The following is a 21,804-nucleotide window of genomic DNA, read 5'->3' as shown; positions in this document are numbered from 1 at the left end:
TGTTACCCGCCCAGCGCACGTGGCTGCAGACGCGTACCACCGCTCATCAGCATGCGTGGCAGCGGCATCTGCAGGAAGTCGTGCGGGAAGGCAGGCGCCACCGCGCTGATCGCATCCAGCCGTGCCAACGCCTCAGCCGGCAGCGCCAGTTCCAGCGCCGCCAGGTTGTGTTCGAACTGGTCCAGGGTGCGTGCACCGACGATCGGCATGGCCCCGGCCGCGGGTCGTTGCAGCAGCCAGGCCAGAGCGACCTGCGCAGCCGAGTGCGACAGTTCTGCCGCGACGGCAGCGACTTCGCCGGCGATGTTCAACGAACGCGGGGTCAACGCGCCATTGATCAGGGCCACGTTGCGCCGGGAACCGCCCGGCGTAGCCTCCGGCGGCTCGGCCGTGGTGAGATCAGCCGCGCTGTACTTGCCGGTCAGCACCCCGCTGCCCAGCGGCGACCACGCCACCACGCCCAACCCGAGCGCCTCGGCCATCGGCAGCAGCTCCTGTTCGACGCTGCGCTGGATCAGGCTGTATTCGATCTGCAGGGCCACCAGCGGCGCCCAACCGCGCAGGTCGGCCAGGGTCTGCATGCAGGCGATCTGCCAGGCCGGCGTGTCCGAGATGCCGGCATACAGCACCTTGCCGCTGCGCACGAGATCATCGAAACCGCGCATCACCTCGTCCACCCCGGTGGTGTCGTCCCAAGCGTGCAGGTACAGCAGATCAAGGTAGTCGGTGCCGAGCCGGCGCAGGCTGTCCTCCACCGAGCGCATCATGCTCTTGCGGTGGTTGCCGGCGTTGTTCGGATCGCCGGGCACGGTCGCCAGGGTGTACTTGCTGGCGATCACCAGCCGTTCGCGGCGGCCCTGGGCGAATCGCCCGAGCAGCGTCTCGGCGCTGCCATTGGTGTAGTTGTTTGCGGTATCAACGAAGTTGCCACCGCGTTCGACGTAGGCATCGAAGATGCGGCGGGCCTCGGCTTCGTCCGCGCCCCACCCCCAGTCGGCACCGAAGGTCATCGTGCCCAGCGCCATCGGGCTGACACGCAGGCCGGAGCGACCGAGCAGGCGGTAGTGATCAAGTGACATGTGGCATTCCATCGGAGGAGGCGGGCGTGCCGCCGGGAGGGAAAGCATCCGCCCGATGATCCTGTGGATAAACTGGACACAGCCGAACTGACAATGAAGGAAGGCTTCACAATGGATCCCTCCGCACCGCTGTCGGCGGTGGTCGCGTTTGTCCACGTGGCCGACCACGCCAGCTTTACCCGCGCCGCAGATGCGCTTGGTGTCTCGACCTCGGCACTGTCACAGAGCGTGCGTGCGCTGGAAGCGCGGATGGGCGTGCGCCTGTTGCAACGGACCACGCGCCGGGTGGGGCTGACCGAACACGGTGAACGCTTCCTGCAGCGCGTACGTGGCGGGCTGGCACAGATCGAATCGGCCTTCGAAGACCTGGACAGCGCGCGGACCGTGCCGGCCGGTCGGCTGCGCATCACCCTGCCACGCATCGTTGCCGAGCGCCGGGTCCTGCCGGCGCTGCCGTCCTTCCTGGCCCGGTATCCGCAGGTGGAGGTGGAACTGTGCGTGGAACCGGCGTTGACCGATCTGGTCGCCGAGGGTTTCGACGCAGGCATCCGCCTGGGGGAATCGTTGGCGCAGGGCATGATCGCGGTGCCGATCGGGCCGCCCGAGCGCCAGGTGGTGGTGGCCACGCCGGGCTACTTCGCGCGCCACGGTGAGCCGCAGAGCCCGCAGGAGCTGCAGGGCCACGACTGTATCGTCCATCGCCGCGCCAATGGCCGGCTGATGCCCTGGGAATTCAGCCGTGAGGGGCGTGACCTGGACGTAGCCGTCGAGGGCCGGCTGGTGTTCAACGATGCCGAACTGGCCTATGCGGCGGTGCTGGCTGGGCTGGGCATGGCGCAGGGGTTCGCCTCACTGGTCGCCGACGACCTGGCTGCTGGCCGCCTGCGCAGCGTGCTGGAGGACTGGCAGCCGCCGTTCCCCGGCTTTCATCTGTACTACCCGGCGCGCGAGCATATGGCGCCCAAGCTGCGGGTGTTCATCGACCACCTGCGCGCGGCCTGCCAGGCCGACGGGATCTCAGCCGTTCAGGCCCAGGCGGATGCCGAAGCCGACCAGGAACAGCCCGGCCACGCGCCGTAGCGCATCGCTGACCCGCGGGTGCTGGATCAACCGGCGGCGGGCCAGGTTGCCGACCCAGATCAGCAGCGAGCAGTAGGCGATGCTGACCACGAAGATGATCCCGGCCAGCGCGGCGAACGTGGCGATGCCCTGGTGGGCCTTCGGGTCGATGAACAACGGCAGGAAGGCCATGTAGAACAGGATCGCCTTCGGATTGAGCAGGCTGACCAGGATCGCCTGGTGGAAGTAGCGTCCGGGCTGCATGCGCACCGGGCCAACGTCGGCACCGTCACCCTTGGGCGTGCGCAGCAGGCTGATGCCTACCCACACCAGATACGCCGCGCCGAGATACTGCACGGCATGGAACACCGTCGGATTGGCCTTCAGCAGCGCAGCCACGCCGGCCAGTGCCAGCCACATCAGGATCTGGTCGCCGACCAGCAGGCCGGCCAGCGCCGTGTAGCCGCCGCGCACACCGCCGCGACCGGTAGCGGTCAGCAGGGTGAAGGTGCCCGGCCCGGGCAGCGCCAGAAACACCAGCACAGCGAGCAGGAAGGTCCACAGGTCCTGGATGCCCATCCACGGCATGGCGCGACTCTCTTACAACGGGGGAGCGCCATTGTCGGCCAGTGCTGGCGCAGGCGACAGGGGCGTGTCGCCAGTGCCGGGCATGGCGGACAGCAGCGGTTGCAGATGCTGGCGCAGCTGCGCGTGCAGTTGCCGCACCGCCGGTGAGAACTGCTTGCGATGGGGGCAGACCAGCTGCAGGGGAATGTGGCTGCCGATGCCATCCAGCAGCACCTGCAGGCGCCCTTCCAGCACGTCGTCGCGGACGTCCAGCCAGGACTTGTAGGTGATGCCCTCGCCGGCGACCGCCCAGCGCCGCACCACGTCGGCGTCGTCGCAGACCAGTGGCCCGCGCACCGGGATCACCACGCGGCGCCCCTCCAGCTCGAACGACCAGCGATCGTAGGCGCGGCCGCCGAGCTGGTAGACCAGGCAATCATGCTCGCGCAGATCTTCCAGGCGGCTGGGCGTGCCACGCCGCCGCAGGTACCCGGGCGACGCAGCCAGCACCCGCCGGTTCTGTTCCAGCAAAGGCAGGGCGACGTAGCTGGCGTCGTCGAAGTGGCCGATGCGGATGGCCACGTCGACCGGGTCGCGGAACACGTCGGCCACTTCGTCGGACAGGCGCAGGTGCAGGCGCAGCCGCGGATGCGCAGCGCGGAACGCGGTCAGCCACGGCAGCAGCAGGTTGCGGCCGAAGTCCGACGGCGCCGACAACTGCAGGGTGCCGTGCAGTTCGGCGTCCTCGCCCTGCACCCGCGCCTGGCCTTCGCGCAGGGTGCTCAGAACCTCCTGTGCGTAGGGCAGGTACAGCGCGCCTTCGGCGGTCAGGCGCAGGCTGCGGGTGGTGCGCACGAACAGGCGCAGGTCCAGTTCGCGTTCCAGCCGTGCCACCGCCGCGGCAACCTGGCCCGGCAGCAGGTCGGCCTCGCGCGCGGCCTGGGAGAAGCTGCCCAGCGCGGCGGTACGGACAAACAGCTGCAGATCGTCGAAGCGGACCATTTTCATTGCTGCAGTGAAAGTGTTGACCGATTCTGCGCCTTTCCGCCCCCCTGCGCACGGCGCACGCTGTGGCCTCTCCTCCCTGGATATTCCCCCATGCGTGCCATTGCCTACACCCAAGCCGGCCTGCCGATCGACAACCCGCAGGCCCTGATCGATCTCGACCTGCCCCTGCCCCAGCCGGGCCCGCGCGACCTGCGGGTGGCGGTGCGTGCGGTGGCGGTGAATCCGGTCGACACCAAGGTGCGGCGCGGCGCCGCCACCGACGGCCCGCGCGTGCTGGGGTGGGATGCGGTCGGCGTGGTCGATGCGGTCGGCAGCGAGGTGACCCTGTTCCAGCCCGGCGATGCGGTGTACTACGCCGGTGTGATCGATCGCCCGGGCAGCAACGCCGAATACCAGCTGGTGGACGAGCGCAGCGTTGGCCGCAAGCCGGCCAGCCTGGACGATGCCGCCGCTGCGGCGCTGCCGCTGACCGCGATCACCGCATGGGAACTGCTGTTCGACCGCCTGCGCATCGCCGAAGGCGGCGGCGACGGCCAGACCCTGCTGGTGATCGGTGCAGCAGGCGGCGTGGGTTCGATCCTGGTGCAGTTGGCGCGCCGTCTGACCCGGCTGACGGTGATCGGCACCGCCTCCCGGCCGGAGACCCAGGACTGGGTGCAGGCGATGGGCGCGCACCATGTGATCGACCATAGTCGGCCGCTGGCCGAAGGCCTGGCCCGGCTGGGCATCACCCAGGTGGACCATGTGGCCAGCCTGACCCACACCGACCAGCATTATGCGCAGCTCGTCGAGCTGCTGGCACCGCAGGGGCAGCTGGGGCTGATCGATGATCCGGGCCAGATCGATGTGATGGCGCTCAAGCGCAAGGCGCTGTCGCTGCACTGGGAATCCATGTTCACCCGACCGCTGTACAGGACCGCGGACATGCAGCGCCAGCACGAACTGCTGAACCGGGTGGCCGATCTGGTCGATGCCGGCGTGCTGCAGACCACGCTGGGCGAGCACTTCGGGCGCATTGACGCGGCCAACCTGCGGCGCGCACATGCGCTGCTGGAGAGCCACCGGGCCAAGGGCAAGATCGTGCTGGAAGGCTGGTAACGCCGGGCTGCGCCCGGCACCCGCAGAGGCGACAGCAACAGCCAAAGCCAAAGCGGGGCTCCTGCGGGTTGGCGGGACGGTGTGGGCAGGCAGGACACGCCGTAAACCCGTCCTTGGGGGCTCGATGGCGCCTTGCTCGTGTGCGCTGTCCTGCGCGCACGGCAAGACCGGGGTTGGGCGTCCTGCCCAACCCGCCCGAGGCATGCCTCGGGCCCATGGCGCCAACGGTCCTGCCAACCCACACCGCCCCGCCTTCGACGGTTTCCCGCCGCTGTTGGTAGGTGTCGACCTTGGTCGACACAGTAGCTCCACGCCATGCGTGGATGAAGCCAAGCAAGCGTGCTACGCCACGCCGTTGTCTACATGCTCGGCGAAGCCGGGCCGGGGGCGCAGGCGTTCGAACCAGGCGTCTATGTGGGGCAGCACAGGTTTGTTGCCGGGGGTGCTGCGCCAGCGCTGTGTCGACAGGCCGAGGACAATGTCGGCCAGGCTGAAGCCGGTGCCCGCCACGTAGGCATTGCTGGCGGCAAGCTGGTGGTCGAGCACGGTCATCAGGCGGTTCCATTGCTCCACGCTTGCCTCGGCGCGTGCGTCGTCCGCGAAGTCGGGGTGCTGGCGCACGCGGGCCATGAACACGTGGCGCCAGGCGCTGTTGAGGTCGCTGGCCTGCCAGTCCATCCATTGTTCGACCAAGGCACGGGCCTGTGCAGCGCACGGCAGCAGATCGACTCGTCCTTGGCGGGTGGCCAGGTAGCGGCAGATGCTGTTGGACTCCCACAGCAGGAAGTCGCCGTCGCGCAGCACCGGTACCTGTCGGTTCGGATTCAGCGCAGCCAAGCGCTCCGGCGCAGGTGCCGGATCATGTGAGAACGGCAGATCGAGTTCGGCGCACAGCCAAAGCACTTTGCGCACGTTGATCGAGGTGGGCTTTCCGTACAGTACAAACATGGGTTCGTTTCAGCACGTGAGACTGGGCCAGCCTACACTTGCCACATGCAAACCGAATTCCTCCTTGTCGCCGGCCTGCTGCTGGTCGTGCTGATCCTGCAACTGGTGGCGCTGCTGCGCCGCCCGCCCCACGACCGGCTGGAACAGGCCGTGCGTGATGAAGCACGTGCCGGGCGCAGCGAGTTGCGCGAGCAGCTTGATGGGTTCGCGCGCGCGCTGACCGATCTGTCCACCCGCACCGACCAGCGCCTGGACCTGCTGCGTGAAGCGCTGAGCGAAGACGCACGCAAGGCCCGCGCCGAGGCGGCCGACAGCCAGCAGCGCAGTGCCGCCTCACTGGGCGAACGCCTGCAGGAACTGCGCGTGCAGTTGGATGTATTCGGCCAGCAGCAGGAGGCACGTATCCATGCCTTCGGTCAGCAGCTGCAGGAACTGACCGCGCGTACCGACACCCAGTTCGGTGCGCTCCGACAGGCTCTGGTAGAGGATGCCCGCAAGGGCCGCGAAGAGGGTGCGCAGTCGCAACAGCGCCTGACCGAGAGCCTGGGCCTGCGCCTGCAGGAACTGACCCAGCGCAACGAACAGCGCATCTCGGAAATGCGCGCCACCCTGGAAGAACAGCTGCGCGCGCTGCAGGCCGACAACGCGCAGAAGCTCGAGCAGATGCGCCACACCGTCGACGAGAAGCTGCAGTCCACGCTGGAAACACGGCTGGGCAATTCGTTCAAGCTGGTGTCCGAACGGCTGGAGCAGGTGCAGCGCGGGCTGGGTGAAATGCAGCAGTTGGCGACCGGCGTGGGCGATCTGAAGCGGGTACTGACCAACGTCAAGAACCGCGGCAGCTGGGGCGAAGTACAGCTGGAGAACATCCTCGAGCAGACTCTTACCCAGGAACAGTATGCACGCGGTGTGAAGGTACGTCCTGACGGCAACGAGATGGTCGACATCGCCGTGCGCCTGCCGGGCCGTCGCGGCGACGACACGCCGGTCTGGCTGCCGATCGATTCCAAGTTCCCGCGCGAAGACTATGAGCGCCTGCTCGATGCGCAGGAACAGGGCGATGTCGAGGGCGTGCGCCTGCAGGGCATCCAGCTGGAACGCGCGATCCGCGTGCAGGCCAAGTCGATCTGCGAAAAGTACATCGTGCCTCCGCACACCACCGATTTCGCGGTGATGTTCGTGCCGACCGAAGGACTGTATGCCGAAGTGATCCGGCGCCCGGGCCTGGTCGACCTGCTGCAGCGCGAGCACCGGGTGGTGGTGGCCGGGCCGACCACCGTCACCGCGTTGCTCAACAGCCTGCAGATGGGCTTCCGTACGTTGGCCATCGAACAGCGGTCCAGTGAAGTGTGGACATTGCTGGGCGCCGTCAAAACCGAGTTCGGTAAATTCGGTAGCGTGCTCGACAGCGTGAAGACCAAGCTCGACCAGGCCAGCAAGCAGATTGACCAGACGGGGGTACGCACGCGTGCCATTGCCCGGAAGCTGCGGGACGTAGAGTCGCTGCCGGCCGAACAGAGTCGGCAGTTGCTTCCCGACAGCCTGCTGCCCGAGGAGGGGAGCGAAGAAGGCAATGAGGGCGAAGAGGCCTGAGCGGGGCTGACACGCCGCATGCATGGCGCTGTGCGTATGCTGGCCGGCGCCCACCTCGATCAGGTACCGCCATGCGTTTCCATCTCTTTGCCAGCCTTGCCCTGGGCGTACTGCTTGCCGCCTGCAGTAGCACCCCACCGGCCAGTGAAGACGCAGGCACGGTAGCCACGGCGGCCGACAGCCCTGAAGCTGCTGCAGCCTATGAAGAGGCGCGCGATGTGGACTGCCGCGCGGCGGGCGGTACCCTGCAGCCGTTGGGTCGCCTGCAACGGGTGCAGTGCGTGATTCCCTATGCCGACGCCGGCAAGTCCTGCAGCAGCAAGAGCGACTGCAGCGGCCAGTGCCTGGCGTCCGCCGAAGTGACCGCAGGCGCGGTGGCAACTGGCACCTGCCAGCGTGATGTCAGCGAGAACTTCGGGTGCCGCCAGCGTATCGACGGTGGCAAGGCGCAGGGCACGATCTGCGTCGACTGAGGGTAGTGCCGGCCGCTGGCCGGCAGCTGCACGACCGTTCCCGAAGATTCATGAGGATGCCGGCCAGCGGCCGGCACTACCGGTCGCGTGCGGCGGTATGCTGGTGGCCTTTCCCCGTTGTAGCCGGAGCCCCGCGTGAGCACCTCGATCCAGGATATTCCCCTCACCACCATCGACGGCCAGCCGTCCTCTCTTGCCGACTATCAGGGCAAGGTGCTGCTGCTGGTCAACGTGGCGTCCAAGTGCGGCCTGACCCCGCAGTACGAAGGCCTGCAGGCGCTGTATGCGGAAAAGCACGCGCAGGGGCTGGAAGTACTGGGCTTCCCGGCCAACAACTTCCTCGGCCAGGAGCCGGGCAGCGAGGCGGAGATCCAGCAGTTCTGCCAGCTGACCTACGATGTGAGCTTCCCGATGTTCGCCAAGATCAGCGTGGCCGGTGAAGATACCCACCCGCTGTACCAGCAGCTGACCGCCGCGCAGCCGCAGGCGATCGGCGAAGGCCCGCTGCGCGAGCGCCTTGCCAGCAAGGAGATTCCGATCCACCCGGCACCGGCGGTGCTGTGGAACTTCGAGAAGTTCCTGGTTGGCCGCGATGGCAAGGTCATCGCCCGCTTCGCCCCGGACGTTGCTGCCGATGACGCGCGCCTGCGCGAAGCGGTCGAGGCGGCGCTGGCGGCCTGAAGACGACGTGCCAACCAAGGTTGGCACCTGCCGGTAAAACAAAAAACCCCGCCGAGGCGGGGTTTTTTCATGCGTTGCCGGCAGCGGTCAATTGGTCCACTGCGGCATCGGCATCGCATCGACCGGGATCGGCGAGTTCGCATCGTCGCTGCCACGCTCGCGCTTGCCACGCAGGTCGTTCTCGATCTGGTAGTTGCGGCGCTGCATCCAGGCATCGCGGACCAGGGCGTATTCGTCCACCGCGGTATCGCGCAGGTCGTCGATCGCCAGCAGCTGCGCGCGGGTATCGACCAGCTGCAGGCCCTGCAGACCGATACGGTATTTGTCGCTTTCGATGCGGCGGATCGGTGACAGCGGGATGTCACCGGCCAGGCCGAACACATCACGCACGGTACGCGGGCCGAAGAACGGCAGTTCCACGTAGCGCGAACGACGCCAGCCCCAGGCCCCCAGGGTCTGCCCGAAGTCCTCGTTGCGACGGGGCACCATCGCCTTGCTGGCCGGATCGAACAGGCCACCGATGCCCAGCGTGCTGTTCATCAGGAACCGGCCCAGGCTGTCCCAGGCGTCGGCCGGGCGGCCCTGCAGCAGCTGGTTGGTGATGGTCAGCGGCGCACGCAGGTTGCTGAAGAAGTTGCTCACGCCGGTACGGGCAAAGCGCGGCACCACGTGGGTATAGGCGGTTGCCAGCGGACGGGCGATACCGCGGTCGACGGCGTTGTTGAACCCGTGCACCTTGCGGTTGAACGGTTCCCACGGGTCGTACGCGGTGGTGCTGGTGGTGCTGCCATTGGCGCCGTACAGCGCGTCGAAGTCGTCATCGCCGCCCGGTGCGGCGGCGGTGGCCTCACTGCCGGTTGCACCCTGCGAGGCGGTAGCCGGTGCCGGCGCGGTTGCCTGCGCTGCCGGGGCGTCGGCTGCGACGCTCGCAGCAGGCGCATCCGCACCAGCAGCGTTGTCGACCGTGGTGGTGTTCGTCGCCGGCACCACGGTGTCGGCGGTCGGCGCGTCGCTGCGCGCCGGCTTGCCGGCACAGGCGCTGAGCGCGGCGGCCAGGAGGATCAGAGGGAAAACGCGCACGACGTTCATGTCAGCTCGCAGCAGAAGTAGCGTTGAAGTCCAGGTCGGGCGACAGCCGGTAGGCCGCGCTCAGCTCGTTGTAGCCGGCGGGGGCGCCGGCGATTTTCAGCGGATGGCCGCCTTGGCGCGCGCGCGCGGCCAGCTCGGCCAACAGCGCCAGGCCGGCGCTGTCCACGCGCTCGACCTCCGCCAGTTCCAGCCGCGACAGCTGCGCCGGCAGGGCCTGCAGTTGCGGCCACAGCGCGATCACCGCTGCACGGTCGAGCACCCCGCGCAGGCGCAGGGTGTCACCTTCCAGCAGCGCCAGCGCCTTATTTGCCATTGCCGGCCGGCCCAGCCTGCATGCTGCCGCTGCGCAGTTCGGCGGCCACCTGCTTGATGCCCTTCTGTCGCAGCGGGGCATCGAACTGGTTGCGGAAGGTCTGCACGTAGGAGATGCCTTCGATGTTCACGTCGAAGATCTTCCACTGGCCGCCTTCGTTGCGCATCCAGTACTCGACCGGCGTCGGCTCGCTGCCGGCACGCACCAGCTCGGTGCTCACGCGCACGCCGCGGTTGCCCGGCAGCGGGCTTTCGCCCTTCAGGCGGAAGCTCGGCTTGCCCTGGATGTTGAGCAGGGTCGAGCCGTAGCGCTGCATCAGGTTGTCGGCCATCGCATTGGCAAACAGCTTGATGTCAGCGTCCGCAGCGCCGCGGGCGTGCGTGCCCAGCACCAGGCGCGCGGCATAGTCGCGGTCGAAGGTGCGGTTGAGCTCGCTGTCAATATAGCTGCGCAGGCTGGTCGGGTTGCCGCTGAACTCGGCGCGGCGCTGCTGCAGGGTGGTGAGGATGCGCGTGCTGGCGTCGATCACCACCTTGCCGGCCTGGCCCTGGGGGGCGGCAGCAGCGGGGGCGGCAGCCTGTGCCTGGGCCAGGAACGGGGTGGCCAGCAGCAGCGACGAGGCGAGCAGGGCCGGGATCAGTTTCATCTTCATGGTTGCGGTTCCGTTGCAGGCGCCTGCGCGCCATCGTTGGGCTTCTGGGCAGCGCCGCCACCGGCGCCGCCACTGAACATGTATTTGCCGACCAGCTGGATCAGGTCCACGGCCGGTTGGGTGAACACGATCTCCTCGCCGGGCTTGAGCACGTCCGGATCGCCGCCGGGCTGCAGACCGATATAGCTCTCGCCGAGCAAACCACTGGTGAAGATGCCCGCCGAGGTATCGGCCGGCAGATCCTTGACCTTGCTGTCCATGCGCAGGGTCACGATCGATTCGAACTTCACCGGGTCCAGATCGATCGCTGCGACCTGGCCGACGGTGACACCACCGATCTTCACCGGCGCCTGCTTGCGCAGCTGGCCGACCTGGGAGAAGCGTGCCTTGAGTTCATAGCCTTCGCCACCCCAGCTCCAGCGCTGGTTGGTCGAGGCCACGGCCAGCACCATCAGCGAGGCCAGGGCCAGCAGCAGGAAGGCGCCGACGGAGAATTCGAGTCTGGGACCGCGGATGGCCATGTGGATTACCTGATCAGTCGTGGTGGCCGCGCGCCGATGCGCACCGCCGATGGAGGGGTTAGGTGAACAACATTGCCGACAGTACGAAGTTGAACATCAGCACCAGCAGCGAGGCGTTGACCACCGCACGGGTGGTGGCGACGGACGTGCCTTCGATGGTCGGTTCGGCGTGGAAACCGACATAGGCGGCCACCAGGGCCGCGGTACCACCGAAGATCGCCGACTTCAGCATCGCAACGCCGAAGTCATCCCAGAAGTCCACGCTGCCACGCAGCGCCGACCAGAACACGCCGTTGTCCAGGCCCAGCACGTGCACGGCTTCGAAGTAGCTGGCACTGATCGCCAGCGAACAGAAGATGCCGGTCAGCAGCGGCACGGTCAGTACCGCCGCCCAGAAGCGCGGCGCCACGGCCTTGGCCACCGGATCGATGGCCATCAGTTCCAGCGCCTTGATCTGGTCGGTGGCGCGCATCAGGCCCAGCTCGGCGGCGATCGAACTGCCGGCGCGGCCGATGAACAGCAACGCGGTCAGCACCGGTGCCAGTTCGCGGTACAGCGACAGGCCGAGCAGGGTGGACAGCGCGTCGGCCGCACCGAAGGTGGTCAGCGTGCGGTAGCCCTGCAGGGTCAGCACCAGGCCGACGAAGGCGCCGCCCACGGCGATGATCGGCAGCGAACGCGCACCGATCTTGTAGATCTCGCGGGTCAGCTCGGCCAGGAAATCACGGGTCGGCAGCGAACCGCGCAGCACGGTCAGCGAGAACAGGCCGGCACGACCCAGCGAGCGGGTGGCTTGCACGAACGGCATCAGGCAACCCTCGCGCGCGGTGCGGCATCAAACGGGATGGGACCATCGGGCTGGCCATGCAGGAACTGCTGCAGCAGCGGGTCCTGGCTGGTCTGCAGCGCCTCCGGCGTGCCCTGGAACACGATGCCGCCATTGGCGATCGCGATTACCTGGTCGCAGATCGGCAGGGTCTCGTGCACGTGGTGGCTGACGATGATACTGGTCAGGCCAAGGCTGTGGTTGAGGCGCTGGATCAGGCTCATGATCACCCCCGAGGCGATCGGGTCCAGCCCGGTCAGCGGCTCGTCGTAGATCATCAGCGGCGGGTCCAGGGCCAACGCGCGGGCCAGTGCCACGCGCCGGGCCATGCCACCGGACAGCTCACGCGGCCAGGCATCGGCGGCGGCCAGCAGGCCGACCGAATGCAGCTTCATCTGCACCAGCCGGCGCAGCACCGGTGCCGGCAGGCGGGTGTGGGTGCGCAACGGCAGGGCGACGTTCTCGGCCACGGTCAGGTCGGTCAGCAGGCCATTGCCCTGCAGCAGTACGCCGACGCTCTTGCGCATCTCCAGAAGCTCGGCGGTACGCTGCGGGATGGGCTTGCCGAACAGGGTGACGTCGCCTGCAACCGGACGCAGTTCGCCGGTCAGCGCCGCCAGCAGGGTCGACTTGCCGCTGCCGGACGGACCGAGCACCGCGGTGATGCTGCCCTTGGGCACCTGCAGCGAAACGTCGCGCAGGATCGTGCGCCCGCTCCGGTCGATGCGGACGTTGGACAACTGCACCAGACTGGGAGTGGAAGCCGACATGGGCACCCTTAACGTTTTTTCGACATTGAAGCATCGGGTCAGACTGCTGAACATAAGCAGACTGGACGGTGCAGTATTGTTGCACGGTCGGACCGTCGCCAGACCGGGACAATGCCGAAAACGACCGGAACAATCCGTCGCGATCACCGTACCCCGGGATTGAATACGGGCGGGTGTGCTGCACACTGTGCACGATGAGTGACCCGGGCAGCGACTTCCGCCTCTACCATTCCAATTCGCTGGACGTGCTGGCTGCCCTGCTGGCGCGCAACGTGCGCGTGCCGGTGCCGGGACAGCCGCTGCTGGCGCCGGAGGTGGTGCTGATCCCGCAGGTGGCGATGCGGCGCTGGCTGCAGGCGACACTGGCCGCCGAGTATGGCGTGGCCGCCAACCTGGAATTCCTGACCCCCGGTGAGTTCGTCGCCCGTGCGTTGAACGCCAATGTCGAGGGCGAAGCCGACGACCTGGACGCGGCCGCCCTGCATTGGCGCCTGTACCAGGCCTTGCGCGATCCGCAGCTGCTGGCGCAGCCACCGATGCGCGCGCTGCAGTCCTATCTTGCCGGGGGCGACGCGCTCAAACCCTGGGCGCTGGCCGGCGAACTGGCCTCGGTGTTCGAGAAGTACCAGGCCTGGCGCCGCGACTGGCTGCTGCGCTGGGAAGCCGGCGCCGACGCGGCCGATCCGCAGGCCATCCTGTGGCGCAGCATCGCCGCCGGCCATGGTTACCGCGCGCGCCGCATCCAGGCGTACCTGGACCGCTTCGAAGGCGCCGGCCATCCGCTGCCGCAGGGCCTGCCGCCGCGGATGTCGGCGTTCGCCACCCTCAACATCTCGCCCGATGTACTGCGGGTGATGGCCACCCAGTCGCGGGTGGGCGAACTGCATTTCTATCTGCCCACGCCGGTGCAGTCCTACTGGGGCGACCTGCAGACCCTGGCAGAGCGCCTGCGCAGCGGTGCGCCGGACCCGTTCGGCGAGGCCGCCGGCGAGAACCGCCTGCTGGAAGCGTGGGGTGCGGCCGGCCGCGATTTCATGGCGGTGCTGGGTAGCTATGAAGTGGTGCATCCGGCCGGCGAGATCGCGGCCTATTCCGATCCGGAGCAAGACACGCGGCCGACGATGGACCAGGGCGGGCTGTCCGACAGCCTGCTGCATCGCCTGCAGCGCGACCTGTTCCACCGTCGTGCCTTGCCGTCCGGTGAACTGCGCGATGGCCTGCGCAGCGACGACCCGAGCCTGCAGGTGCACGCCTGCCATACCCGCCTGCGCGAGCTGCAGGTGCTGCACGACCAGCTGCGCAGCCTGCTGCAGGACCCGCGCTTCGACCCGCCGTTGCAGGCGCGCGAGATCGCCGTGCTGGCGCCGGACATCGATCCGTATGTGCCCTATCTGGAAGCGGTGTTCGGCGGACGGGGGGGCGAGGACGAACACATTCCCTACGCGCTGGCCGACAGCAGTCCATTGGCCGGTGAGCCGCTGGCCGATGTGTTCGTGCACCTGCTTGGCCTGCCGATTTCGCGCTTCGGCCTGAACGAGGTACTGGATCTGCTGGCCAGTGCACCCCTGGCCGAGGCCGCCGGCCTGGAAGCGGTGGACTTCGACCGACTGCATGGCTGGCTGCAGCAGGCAGGCGCACGCTGGGGCCTGGATGCCCAGCATCGCGACCAGCTGCAGGCCCCCAGCGATGACGCCTACACCTGGCAGTTCGCGCTGGATCGCCTGCTGCTGGGCCACGCCACCGGCAGCGAGGTGGACCTGGCCGGTGTGGCGCCCTGGATCGAACTGGAAGGCGGGGCGCTGGATGCGCTGGACCGGCTGCTGCGCCTGCTGCGCGTGCTGGCCGTCTACCAGCGCCGGCTGGGCGAGTTGTTGACCCCGGCACAGTGGCGGCAGCGCCTGCTGTCGCTGCTCGATGCCCTGCTGCCGACACCACCCAGCTCGCCCAACAGCCAGCGCGCGCTGGAGCGCCTGCGCAAGCTGCTCAACCAGTTCGCCGAGGATGCGTACAAGGCCGGGTTCGCCGATGGCGTGCCACCGGAGGTGGTGCGTGCGCACTTCGCCGGTGCGCTTGCCGAGGCCGATACGCGCGCGCCGTTGCTGACCGGTGGCATCAGCTTCGGCCGCATGGTGCCGATGCGCCTGCTGCCGTTCCGGGTGATCTGCGTGCTCGGCCTCAACGATGGTGATTTCCCGCGTCGCGACCCGGCCGCCGGCCTCAACCAGCTCACCGCCGAACTGGATACGCCGCGCCGCCGTCCCGGCGACCGCTCCACCCGCGAAGACGATCGTTTCCTGTTCCTGCAGCTGTTTGCTGCTGCGCAGGACGTGTTCTACCTCAGCTACCTCGGCGCGGACCCGCGCGATGGCAGCGTGCGCGAACCCTCGGTGCTGGTCAGCGAACTGATCGATGCCGCCGCGGCCTATCACCTCGATCCGTCGACCGCCACGCGGGACTTCACCGTGCGCCACGCGCTGCAGCCGTTCTCGCCGGCCGCCTTCGGTGACGGCGATCCACGCCGCTTCAGCTACCGCCGGCAGTGGCACCCGGCCGCCGGGCGACTGGGCGGGCAGCGCGGCGGCCTGCAGCCGTGGTTCGACACCGCACTGCCGCCGCCGGTGGACGACGCGGTGGAAGAAGAGGTCTCGCTGGAGAGCCTGCGTCGTTTCGTGTGTGATCCGGCCGGGCAGTTCCTCGCACAGTCGCTGGGCCTGCGCCTGGCCGACGACGTCGAGGACGTCGACGACCTGGAGCCGCTGGTGCTGTCCTCGCGTGGGCCGGAGAAGCGCAGTGTGCAGCTGGCCGTGGTGCAGGCCACCCTGGCCGGTGACAGCGAGCCGCTGTACCCGCGGCTGCGCGCACGCGGGCTGCTGCCGTCGGGCATCTTCGGCGAGCGCCAGTTTGAAGTGGAGCGGCTCAAGACCCGACCGTATGCCACGGCCATGCTGGGCTGGTTGCAAGGCACGCCGCTGGAGAGCCGCCGCTATGAAGTGGAGATCGACGGCGTGCGCCTGCATGGCCGGGTCGGTGATCGCCATCCCGAGGGCCTGGTGCGCCTGCGCGCCGGCGCCCTCAACGGCAACGCGGTGATCCGCCAGGGGCTGGACTGGCTGCTGGCCAACGCCGCCGGCGATGCCTTGCCGCTGGTGCAGTTCTACGACGGCGGTGATGCCGGCCCCGGTCCGCATGCATTGCCTGCCTTGACCGTGCCCGCAGCACGCGCGGCATTGCGCGCGCTGCTGCAGCTGCGCCAGCGTGGGCTGCGCGAACCACTGCGCTTTGCGCCCTATACCGGCTGGGTGCTGTTCAACGCGCCGGTGGAAAAGCAGCGCAGCGAAGGCTGGAAACAATGGCATGGCAGCGACCGCAGCTGGGGTGAAGCCAACAGTGATGCCTGGCAGCTGCTGCTGCGTGGCGCCGATCCGTTCGCCGACGACGCCAGTTACGCCGACCTGCTGCGCAACAGCCAGGTGGTCTTCAGCGCCGTGCGCGAAGGGCGCAGCTTCGGCAATGATCCACAGGCGGGCCACGCATGAGCAGCGGTGCCGAGGGCGCTCCCATCAACACGCATTTCCCCGACCCTTACCTGGCGTTGCCGCTGCACGGCACGCGACTGATCGAAGCCAGTGCCGGCACCGGCAAGACCTTCACCCTGGCCACGCTGTTCACCCGTCTGGTGGTCGAGCAGGGCCTGCGTATCGGCCAGATCCTGGCGGTGACCTTCACTGACGCCGCCACCCAGGAACTGCGCAAGCGCATCCGCGAGCGCCTGGCCCTGGCTGCGCGCCTGGTCGATCTGTCGCCCGGCGACGATGAAACCCCCGATGCGCTGCTGACCCGGCAGGTGCTGCAACGTCATCTGCAGGACGGCACGGAAACCGCAAAAGCATTGAAGCGGCGCCTGCAGGTAGCCGCCGACGAGATCGACCTGGCTGCGATCTTCACCATCCACGGCTTCTGCACCCGCGTGCTGCGCGAACATGCGCTCGAAAGCGGGCATACCTTCGACCCGCCCGAGCTGCTGGCCAGCGATCGCGAGCTGCTGGAAGAACTGGCGGCCGATCTGTGGCGGGTGCATGCCAACGACCCGGCAACGCTGGAACCGCTGACCTGGTTGTGGTCCCACCCGGATGCGCTGGCGGCTGACCTGCGCGCGCTGCTGGCATCGCCACCGCTGCATCCGCCACTGCAGCCGCTGGCCGTGGACGATCCGCGCCCCGCGCTGCAGGGTGCGGCGGCGGAACTGTCGATGGCCGTGCGCGAGCATGGTGAGCGCTTCTTCCTGGACCTGTGCGAAGCGGTCGACAACAAGTGGATCAACGGCGTTTCCTACAAGCTGGGCTGGCTGCACCCGCTGGGCCGGCAGCTGTTGGGCTGGGCCGAGCGCGGCGATGCAGCCGAACTGCTGTCCAGCGACCGTTTGCCGGCGCTGCTGCCCGATGCGCTGGTGGCCAAGACCAACAAGAAGTTCGCCGACCGCACACCGTCCTCGCCGCTGCAGGCACCGCTTGAGCGCTACGTGGCACTGCTGGCCCAGCGCGAACAATGGCTGCGTGCCACGGCACTGAACTTCCTGCACGCCCTGCGCGGGGAAGCCACCCAGCGCCTGTCGGCGCTGAAGCGCGTGCGCCGCGTGCAGACCTACGACGATCTGATCGACGGCGTCGCCCGCGCGCTGGAAGGCCCGCAGCGGCTGGCCCTGGTCAAGCAGCTGCGGGCGCAATACCGCATCGCCCTGGTCGATGAATTCCAGGATACCGATGACCGCCAGTGGGGCATCTTCCATACCGTGTTCGGTGCCTCGCCGGAGGTGGACGAACTGGGGCTGCAGCCGGCGCTGTTCCTGATCGGTGACCCCAAACAGGCCATCTATGGCTTCCGCGGCGGCGACATCCATACCTACCTGAAAGCCAAGCAGGTGGCCGAGCAGGCACCGGCGCTGGACCAGAACTTCCGCTCGCGCCCGGCCGTGCTGCGCGCGCTGCAGGCGCTGTACGACAACGCTGGCGAAGATGCCTTCCTCGAACGCGACATCCAGTTCGAGCCGGTGCGGCCCGGTGGCGTGCGTGTCGATGAGGACTACCTGCGCGATGGCCGGGCCGCACCGGCGCTGACCCTGCGCCTGCTGCGCAGCGACGGTGAAAAAGCCCTTGGCGCCGATGCGTCGCGCGACGCGGCGACCCAGGCCTGCGTGGCCGCGATCCACCAGATCCTGCTGGAGGCGCGTGCCGGCACCGCGTTGCTGCGTGGGCGCCCGGTGCAACCCGGCGATATCGCCGTGCTGGTGCGCTCGCATCGCGAAGCCACGCTGGTGCAGCGTGCGCTGGCCGCCGTCGGCATTCCCGCGGTGGCGGCCGGCAAGCAGAGCCTGTTTGCCACCAGCGAGGCCCGTGACCTGCGTGCGTTGCTGCTGGCGTTGCTGCAACCGGCCGACGAAGGGCGATTGCGTACTGCATTGGCAACGGTGCTGCTGGGGCAGGGCGCAAGTGCGATTGCCAGCATGGAGCGTGAGGGGGACCTGCAGCGCGGGTTCCAGGCACAGCTGCTGCATTGGCGCGAGCGCTGGCAGCGTGGCGGCCCGTTCGCGGTGGTGGCCGATGTCTGCGCCGCGCAGGGCGAGCGCCTGTTGGCGCTGATCGATGGCGAGCGGCGCCTGACCAACTACCTGCAGCTGGGCGAACTGCTGCAGGAAGCCTCCGCGCAGGCATTGGGCATGCACGGCCTGCTGGACTGGCTGCAGGGGCAGATGGCCAACGCCGACCAGGATGACGAGCAGCAGCTGCTGCGGCTGGAGTCCGACGCCCGACGGGTGCAGATCATCACCCTGCACAAGAGCAAAGGCCTGGAATACCCGCTGGTGTTCCTGCCGTTCGTGGGCATCGATGGCGGCGCGCCGAACACCGCCACCCACTGCACCGTGCACCTGCAGGGGGAGCGCCAGCTGCATTGGAAGCTGGACAGGGACGACGCCTGGGACGCGGCCAGCAGCCAGCGCGAGCGCGAGCAGCGTGCAGAAGACGCGCGCCTGCTGTACGTAGGCCTGACCCGCGCCGAGCATGCCTTGTGGATCGCCACCGGCGATCTGGCAGGCCATGCGAAGACCCGCCTGGCGCCGTTGCTGGGCGACCTGCAGGCGCTGCGAGCGCACGCGGACGTAGACCTGGATGACAGTGCGCCGCCGGGCCGCCTGCCGCAGCTGCTGGCCGAAACCGAAGGTGAGCTGCCTGCGGTGCGTGCCTTGACCCGCCGTGTGCCACATGACTGGTGGGTCTACAGCTTCACCCAGCTGGCGCATGCCGACGCTGGCAACGGCGACGATATCGAAGCGGCGGCCACCGAACTGCCGGCACCGGCTGCCGACGAACCTGCCGGTGCCGAGCTGCCGCTGGAACCGGCGTTGCCGGACGCTGCCGCAGAAGACACAGCACCGCCGGATCCGCGCTTCATGGGCAGCCGCTTCGGCAATGTGCTGCACGATGCACTGGAGAACGTCGACTTCGCACTGTGGTCGCACTGGCAGCCGCAGCAACCGGCACCGGAGGGACAGGGCGACGTGCTGCGCCGCTCGCTGCACGACGAAGGCTATGCCGACGAGGATCTGGACGATGGCGTGGCGGTGCTGGTGCCGCTGGTCGGCCACACCCTCACCGTACCGCTGCCCGAAGGCGGTGCGCTGTGCAGCGTGCCCGAGCATGAGCGCCGGGCCGAAATCGAGTTCCACTTCGCCATCGAGCCGACCGCAGTACCGGTGCTGCTGCAGCTGCTGCACGAGCACGGCATCTCCAGCGCACGGCGCGGTTTCGGCCTGCGCAGAAGGCTGGAAGGCCTGATGACCGGCAAGATCGATCTGACCTACGTGCGTGATGGCCGCTGGTATGTGCTGGACTACAAATCCAACCGGCTGCCGGGCTACAGCCCGGACCTGCTGGAGATCGCCATGCGCCACAGCGAGTACGACCTGCAGGCGCTGATCTATACCGTGGCCCTGCATCGCTGGCTGCGCTTCCGCCTGGGCGCGGCATACGACTACGCGCGCGACATGGGCGGTATCCGCTATCTGTTCTGCCGGGGCCTGGATATCGCCGGCAACGGCGTGCACGTGCAGCGCTTCGCGCCTGAGCTGGTGGATGCGCTGGATGCATTGTTTGCGGGCGGCGAAGCAGCCCAGGCCGAGATGGCGGCGCGCGCGCGCGGAGAAACCGCATGAACCTGCTGCGCGATCTGCATCGCAGCGGCCAGCTGCGCACCCTGGACCACGCCCTGGCCATCAGCCTCAAGCGCCTGCGCGAAGACACGCCGGACGACGTGGCACTGGCCTCCGCACTGGCCTCGCTGGCCGTGGCGCAGGGGCACGCTGGCTTCGATCCGCGCCAGCCCCAGCGCGTGATCGATGGCATTCCGGCATGGCCCGAACCTGCGCAGTGGCTGGCGCAGCTGCAGGCCTCGCCCTGGGTGGCGACCCCGATGGATGCCAGCGCCGCCGCCGCGGAAGCGCCGCTGGTGCTGGAGAACGGTCTGCTGTACCTGCGCCGCTACCGCGAATACGAGCGGCAGTTGGCTGTCGGCCTGCAACGCATCGGCCGCCATCCGCTGCCTGCACCGGACATGGCCGCCGTGGCGCCCCTGTTCGCGCGTCTGTTCCCGCACGCCGCAACGGGCGAGGACCACCAGGCCCGTGCGGCTGGCGTAACCCTGCGCCACCCGCTGGCCCTGGTCACCGGTGGTCCCGGTACCGGCAAGACCACCACCATCGCCCGCCTGCTGCTGCTGTTGGCGGCACAGGCGCAGCACCAGGGCCTGCCCGTGCCGAAGGTAGCGTTGGCCGCACCCACCGGCCGCGCTGCCGAGCGCATGGCCGAAAGCCTGCGCCTGGCCGTACAGCGGCTGCAGGAGCAGGGGCTGGACCCGGCGCTGTGCACCGCGCTGCCCAGCACAGGCACCACCCTGCATCGCCTGCTCGGGGTGATTCCCGATTCACCGCGATTCCGCCATCACGCCGAAAACCCGTTGCCGGTGGACGTGGTGGTGGTCGACGAAGCGTCGATGATCGACCTGCCGCTGATGGCCAAGCTGGTCGACGCGATCGCCAGCGGTACCCGCCTCATCCTGCTCGGCGATCCCGACCAGTTGCCGTCGGTGGAAGCCGGTGATGTGCTCAGCGCCATCCTGCGCGCCAGCGGCGATGGCATCGGCACCCGTGCCGACGATGCGCAGGCGCTGCATGGACTGCTGGCAGCAGCGACGCTGCAGCCGCAGGCACCGCCGCGCGCGTTCGCAGGCCGCCGCGTGCAGTTGCAGCGTGGCTACCGGCAGAGTGATGCGCTGGACCTGGCGCCGCTGGCGCAGGCCGTGCGTGGCGGTGACAGTGGTACCGCCCTGCGCCTGCTGCGCAGTGGCGGGCTGGCTGGCGTCCGCTTCCATGAAGGCGAGGCGGACCCGCTGCGCGGCCAGCGCGAGCATCTGCTCGACCACTGGCGCGCACTGGCCGACGCAGTGGACCCGGCGCAGGCACTGCAGCAGGCCGGCCGCCTGCGCGTGTTGACCGCACTGCGCGAAGGCCCGCAGGGCGCGCGTGGCCTCAACAGCCGCATTGAACAGCTGCTGGCTGGCAATACTCCGGGCTACTTCCAGGGCCGGCTGCTGCTGATCACCGAAAACAGCTACCGCCACCGCCTGTTCAACGGCGATATCGGCATCTGCCTGCGCGATGGCAGCGGTGCGATGGTGGCCTGGTTCCCCGGCGAGACCGCCGACCAGCCGCGCGCCTTCCACCCGGCAGCGTTGCCCGCACACGAGAGCGCGTTCGCGATGACCGTGCACAAGGCGCAGGGTTCGGAGTTCGATGAAGTGTGGTTGCAGCTGCCGAGGCAGGACAGCCGCGTGCTGTCGCGCGAACTGGTCTACACCGGCCTGACCCGCGCCCGCCAGCGCCTGCAGGTGGCCGGCAGCGCCGAGGTGCTGGACGCGGCATTGAAACGACACGCCAGCCGCCTTGGTGGGTTGGCGTGGCGGCTGGGTGCGGAAGAGGTAACCGAGGAACCGGCGCGCTGCGAAGAACCCACCGTGCAGGGCACGTTGTTCTAACGCCGCCCTTACCATCACGTCGGTCATCTTCTTCCACGCACGG

18 protein-coding genes are annotated in these 21,804 nt (G+C 68.6%); 8 read left to right on the top strand and 10 right to left on the bottom strand.

The features are described from left to right. Positions 1–2 precede the first annotated feature (2 nt). Complete coding sequence (locus tag ACUXVE_RS03130) at positions 3–1,079, bottom strand: aldo/keto reductase (RefSeq protein WP_445513807.1); 1,077 nt, start codon at positions 1,077–1,079, stop codon at positions 3–5. 111 nt (positions 1,080–1,190) lie between these two features. On the opposite strand from ACUXVE_RS03130, the gene ACUXVE_RS03125 reads away from it, so the two are divergent. Beyond that, on the top strand, positions 1,191–2,159 hold the full coding sequence (locus tag ACUXVE_RS03125) for a LysR family transcriptional regulator (RefSeq protein WP_445513806.1): 969 nt from the start codon (positions 1,191–1,193) through the stop codon (positions 2,157–2,159). Here ACUXVE_RS03125 and leuE read toward each other — a convergent pair. Beyond that, a complete protein-coding gene (gene leuE, locus ACUXVE_RS03120; RefSeq protein ID WP_025875614.1) occupies positions 2,097–2,726 on the bottom strand; it encodes a leucine efflux protein LeuE in 630 nt (209 codons plus the stop codon). The two genes, ACUXVE_RS03125 and leuE, sit on opposite strands and share 63 nt — an antisense overlap. Positions 2,727–2,738: 12 nt before the next feature. Beyond that, on the bottom strand, positions 2,739–3,713 hold the full coding sequence (locus ACUXVE_RS03115) for a LysR family transcriptional regulator (protein WP_222388084.1): 975 nt from the start codon (positions 3,711–3,713) through the stop codon (positions 2,739–2,741). A 90-nt stretch (positions 3,714–3,803) separates the two neighbouring features. On the opposite strand from ACUXVE_RS03115, the gene ACUXVE_RS03110 reads away from it, so the two are divergent. Then, positions 3,804–4,811, top strand: coding sequence for a zinc-binding alcohol dehydrogenase family protein (locus ACUXVE_RS03110; protein WP_445513805.1), 1,008 nt, complete (start codon positions 3,804–3,806; stop codon positions 4,809–4,811). 342 nt (positions 4,812–5,153) lie between these two features. Here ACUXVE_RS03110 and ACUXVE_RS03105 read toward each other — a convergent pair whose 3' ends face one another. Then, complete coding sequence (locus ACUXVE_RS03105; protein ID WP_222388086.1) at positions 5,154–5,759, bottom strand: glutathione S-transferase family protein; 606 nt, start codon at positions 5,757–5,759, stop codon at positions 5,154–5,156. A gap of 45 nt (positions 5,760–5,804) precedes the next feature. On the opposite strand from ACUXVE_RS03105, the gene rmuC reads away from it, so the two are divergent. The 3 genes from rmuC to ACUXVE_RS03090 all read left to right on the top strand — a co-directional run bounded on the left by rmuC (position 5,805) and on the right by ACUXVE_RS03090 (position 8,506). Further along, entirely contained in the window at positions 5,805–7,352 is a 1,548-nt protein-coding gene (gene rmuC / locus ACUXVE_RS03100; protein WP_445513804.1) for a DNA recombination protein RmuC, read from the top strand. A gap of 71 nt (positions 7,353–7,423) precedes the next feature. Further along, positions 7,424–7,825 carry a hypothetical protein gene (locus ACUXVE_RS03095; protein WP_445513803.1) on the top strand — a complete coding sequence of 134 codons (402 nt, stop codon included), beginning with the start codon at positions 7,424–7,426 and terminating at the stop codon, positions 7,823–7,825. Positions 7,826–7,960: 135 nt separating this feature from the next. Beyond that, complete coding sequence (locus tag ACUXVE_RS03090; RefSeq protein WP_093820410.1) at positions 7,961–8,506, top strand: glutathione peroxidase; 546 nt, start codon at positions 7,961–7,963, stop codon at positions 8,504–8,506. A gap of 87 nt (positions 8,507–8,593) precedes the next feature. Here ACUXVE_RS03090 and ACUXVE_RS03085 read toward each other — a convergent pair whose 3' ends face one another. The 6 genes from ACUXVE_RS03085 to ACUXVE_RS03060 are packed head-to-tail and all read right to left on the bottom strand — an operon-like array spanning position 8,594 to position 12,677. Beyond that, positions 8,594–9,595 carry an MlaA family lipoprotein gene (locus ACUXVE_RS03085; protein WP_222388088.1) on the bottom strand — a complete coding sequence of 334 codons (1,002 nt, stop codon included), beginning with the start codon at positions 9,593–9,595 and terminating at the stop codon, positions 8,594–8,596. Between the two features lies 1 nt (position 9,596). Next, complete coding sequence (locus tag ACUXVE_RS03080) at positions 9,597–9,908, bottom strand: STAS domain-containing protein (RefSeq protein WP_093820414.1); 312 nt, start codon at positions 9,906–9,908, stop codon at positions 9,597–9,599. After that, positions 9,898–10,560, bottom strand: a complete 663-nt coding sequence (locus tag ACUXVE_RS03075) for an MlaC/ttg2D family ABC transporter substrate-binding protein (RefSeq protein WP_222388089.1) — start codon at positions 10,558–10,560, stop codon at positions 9,898–9,900. Before ACUXVE_RS03075 ends, ACUXVE_RS03080 begins: the two co-directional genes overlap by 11 nt. Beyond that, a complete protein-coding gene (mlaD, locus tag ACUXVE_RS03070) occupies positions 10,557–11,081 on the bottom strand; it encodes an outer membrane lipid asymmetry maintenance protein MlaD (protein WP_093820416.1) in 525 nt (174 codons plus the stop codon). The genes ACUXVE_RS03075 and mlaD overlap by 4 nt, the downstream gene beginning before the upstream one ends. 58 nt (positions 11,082–11,139) lie before the next feature. Continuing rightward, positions 11,140–11,889 carry an MlaE family lipid ABC transporter permease subunit gene (locus ACUXVE_RS03065; RefSeq protein ID WP_006404088.1) on the bottom strand — a complete coding sequence of 250 codons (750 nt, stop codon included), beginning with the start codon at positions 11,887–11,889 and terminating at the stop codon, positions 11,140–11,142. Beyond that, the gene (locus tag ACUXVE_RS03060; protein ID WP_025875633.1) at positions 11,889–12,677 is read right to left on the bottom strand and encodes an ABC transporter ATP-binding protein; all 789 of its coding nucleotides are present in this window, start codon (positions 12,675–12,677) and stop codon (positions 11,889–11,891) included. Before ACUXVE_RS03060 ends, ACUXVE_RS03065 begins: the two co-directional genes overlap by 1 nt. A gap of 194 nt (positions 12,678–12,871) precedes the next feature. On the opposite strand from ACUXVE_RS03060, the gene recC reads away from it, so the two are divergent. The 3 genes from recC to recD are packed head-to-tail and all read left to right on the top strand — an operon-like array spanning position 12,872 to position 21,761. Further along, positions 12,872–16,213, top strand: a complete 3,342-nt coding sequence (gene recC, locus ACUXVE_RS03055; RefSeq protein WP_445513802.1) for an exodeoxyribonuclease V subunit gamma — start codon at positions 12,872–12,874, stop codon at positions 16,211–16,213. After that, entirely contained in the window at positions 16,210–19,884 is a 3,675-nt protein-coding gene (gene recB / locus ACUXVE_RS03050; RefSeq protein WP_445513801.1) for an exodeoxyribonuclease V subunit beta, read from the top strand. Before recC ends, recB begins: the two co-directional genes overlap by 4 nt. Then, the gene (recD, locus tag ACUXVE_RS03045; protein WP_445513800.1) at positions 19,881–21,761 is read left to right on the top strand and encodes an exodeoxyribonuclease V subunit alpha; all 1,881 of its coding nucleotides are present in this window, start codon (positions 19,881–19,883) and stop codon (positions 21,759–21,761) included. The genes recB and recD overlap by 4 nt, the downstream gene beginning before the upstream one ends. Positions 21,762–21,804: the final 43 nt, after the last annotated feature.

The organism is Stenotrophomonas sp. 3(2025) (genome assembly GCF_052665395.1).
The sequence above is the reverse complement of the archived record's forward strand: the minus strand, read 5'-3'. Positions and strand labels throughout refer to the sequence as shown.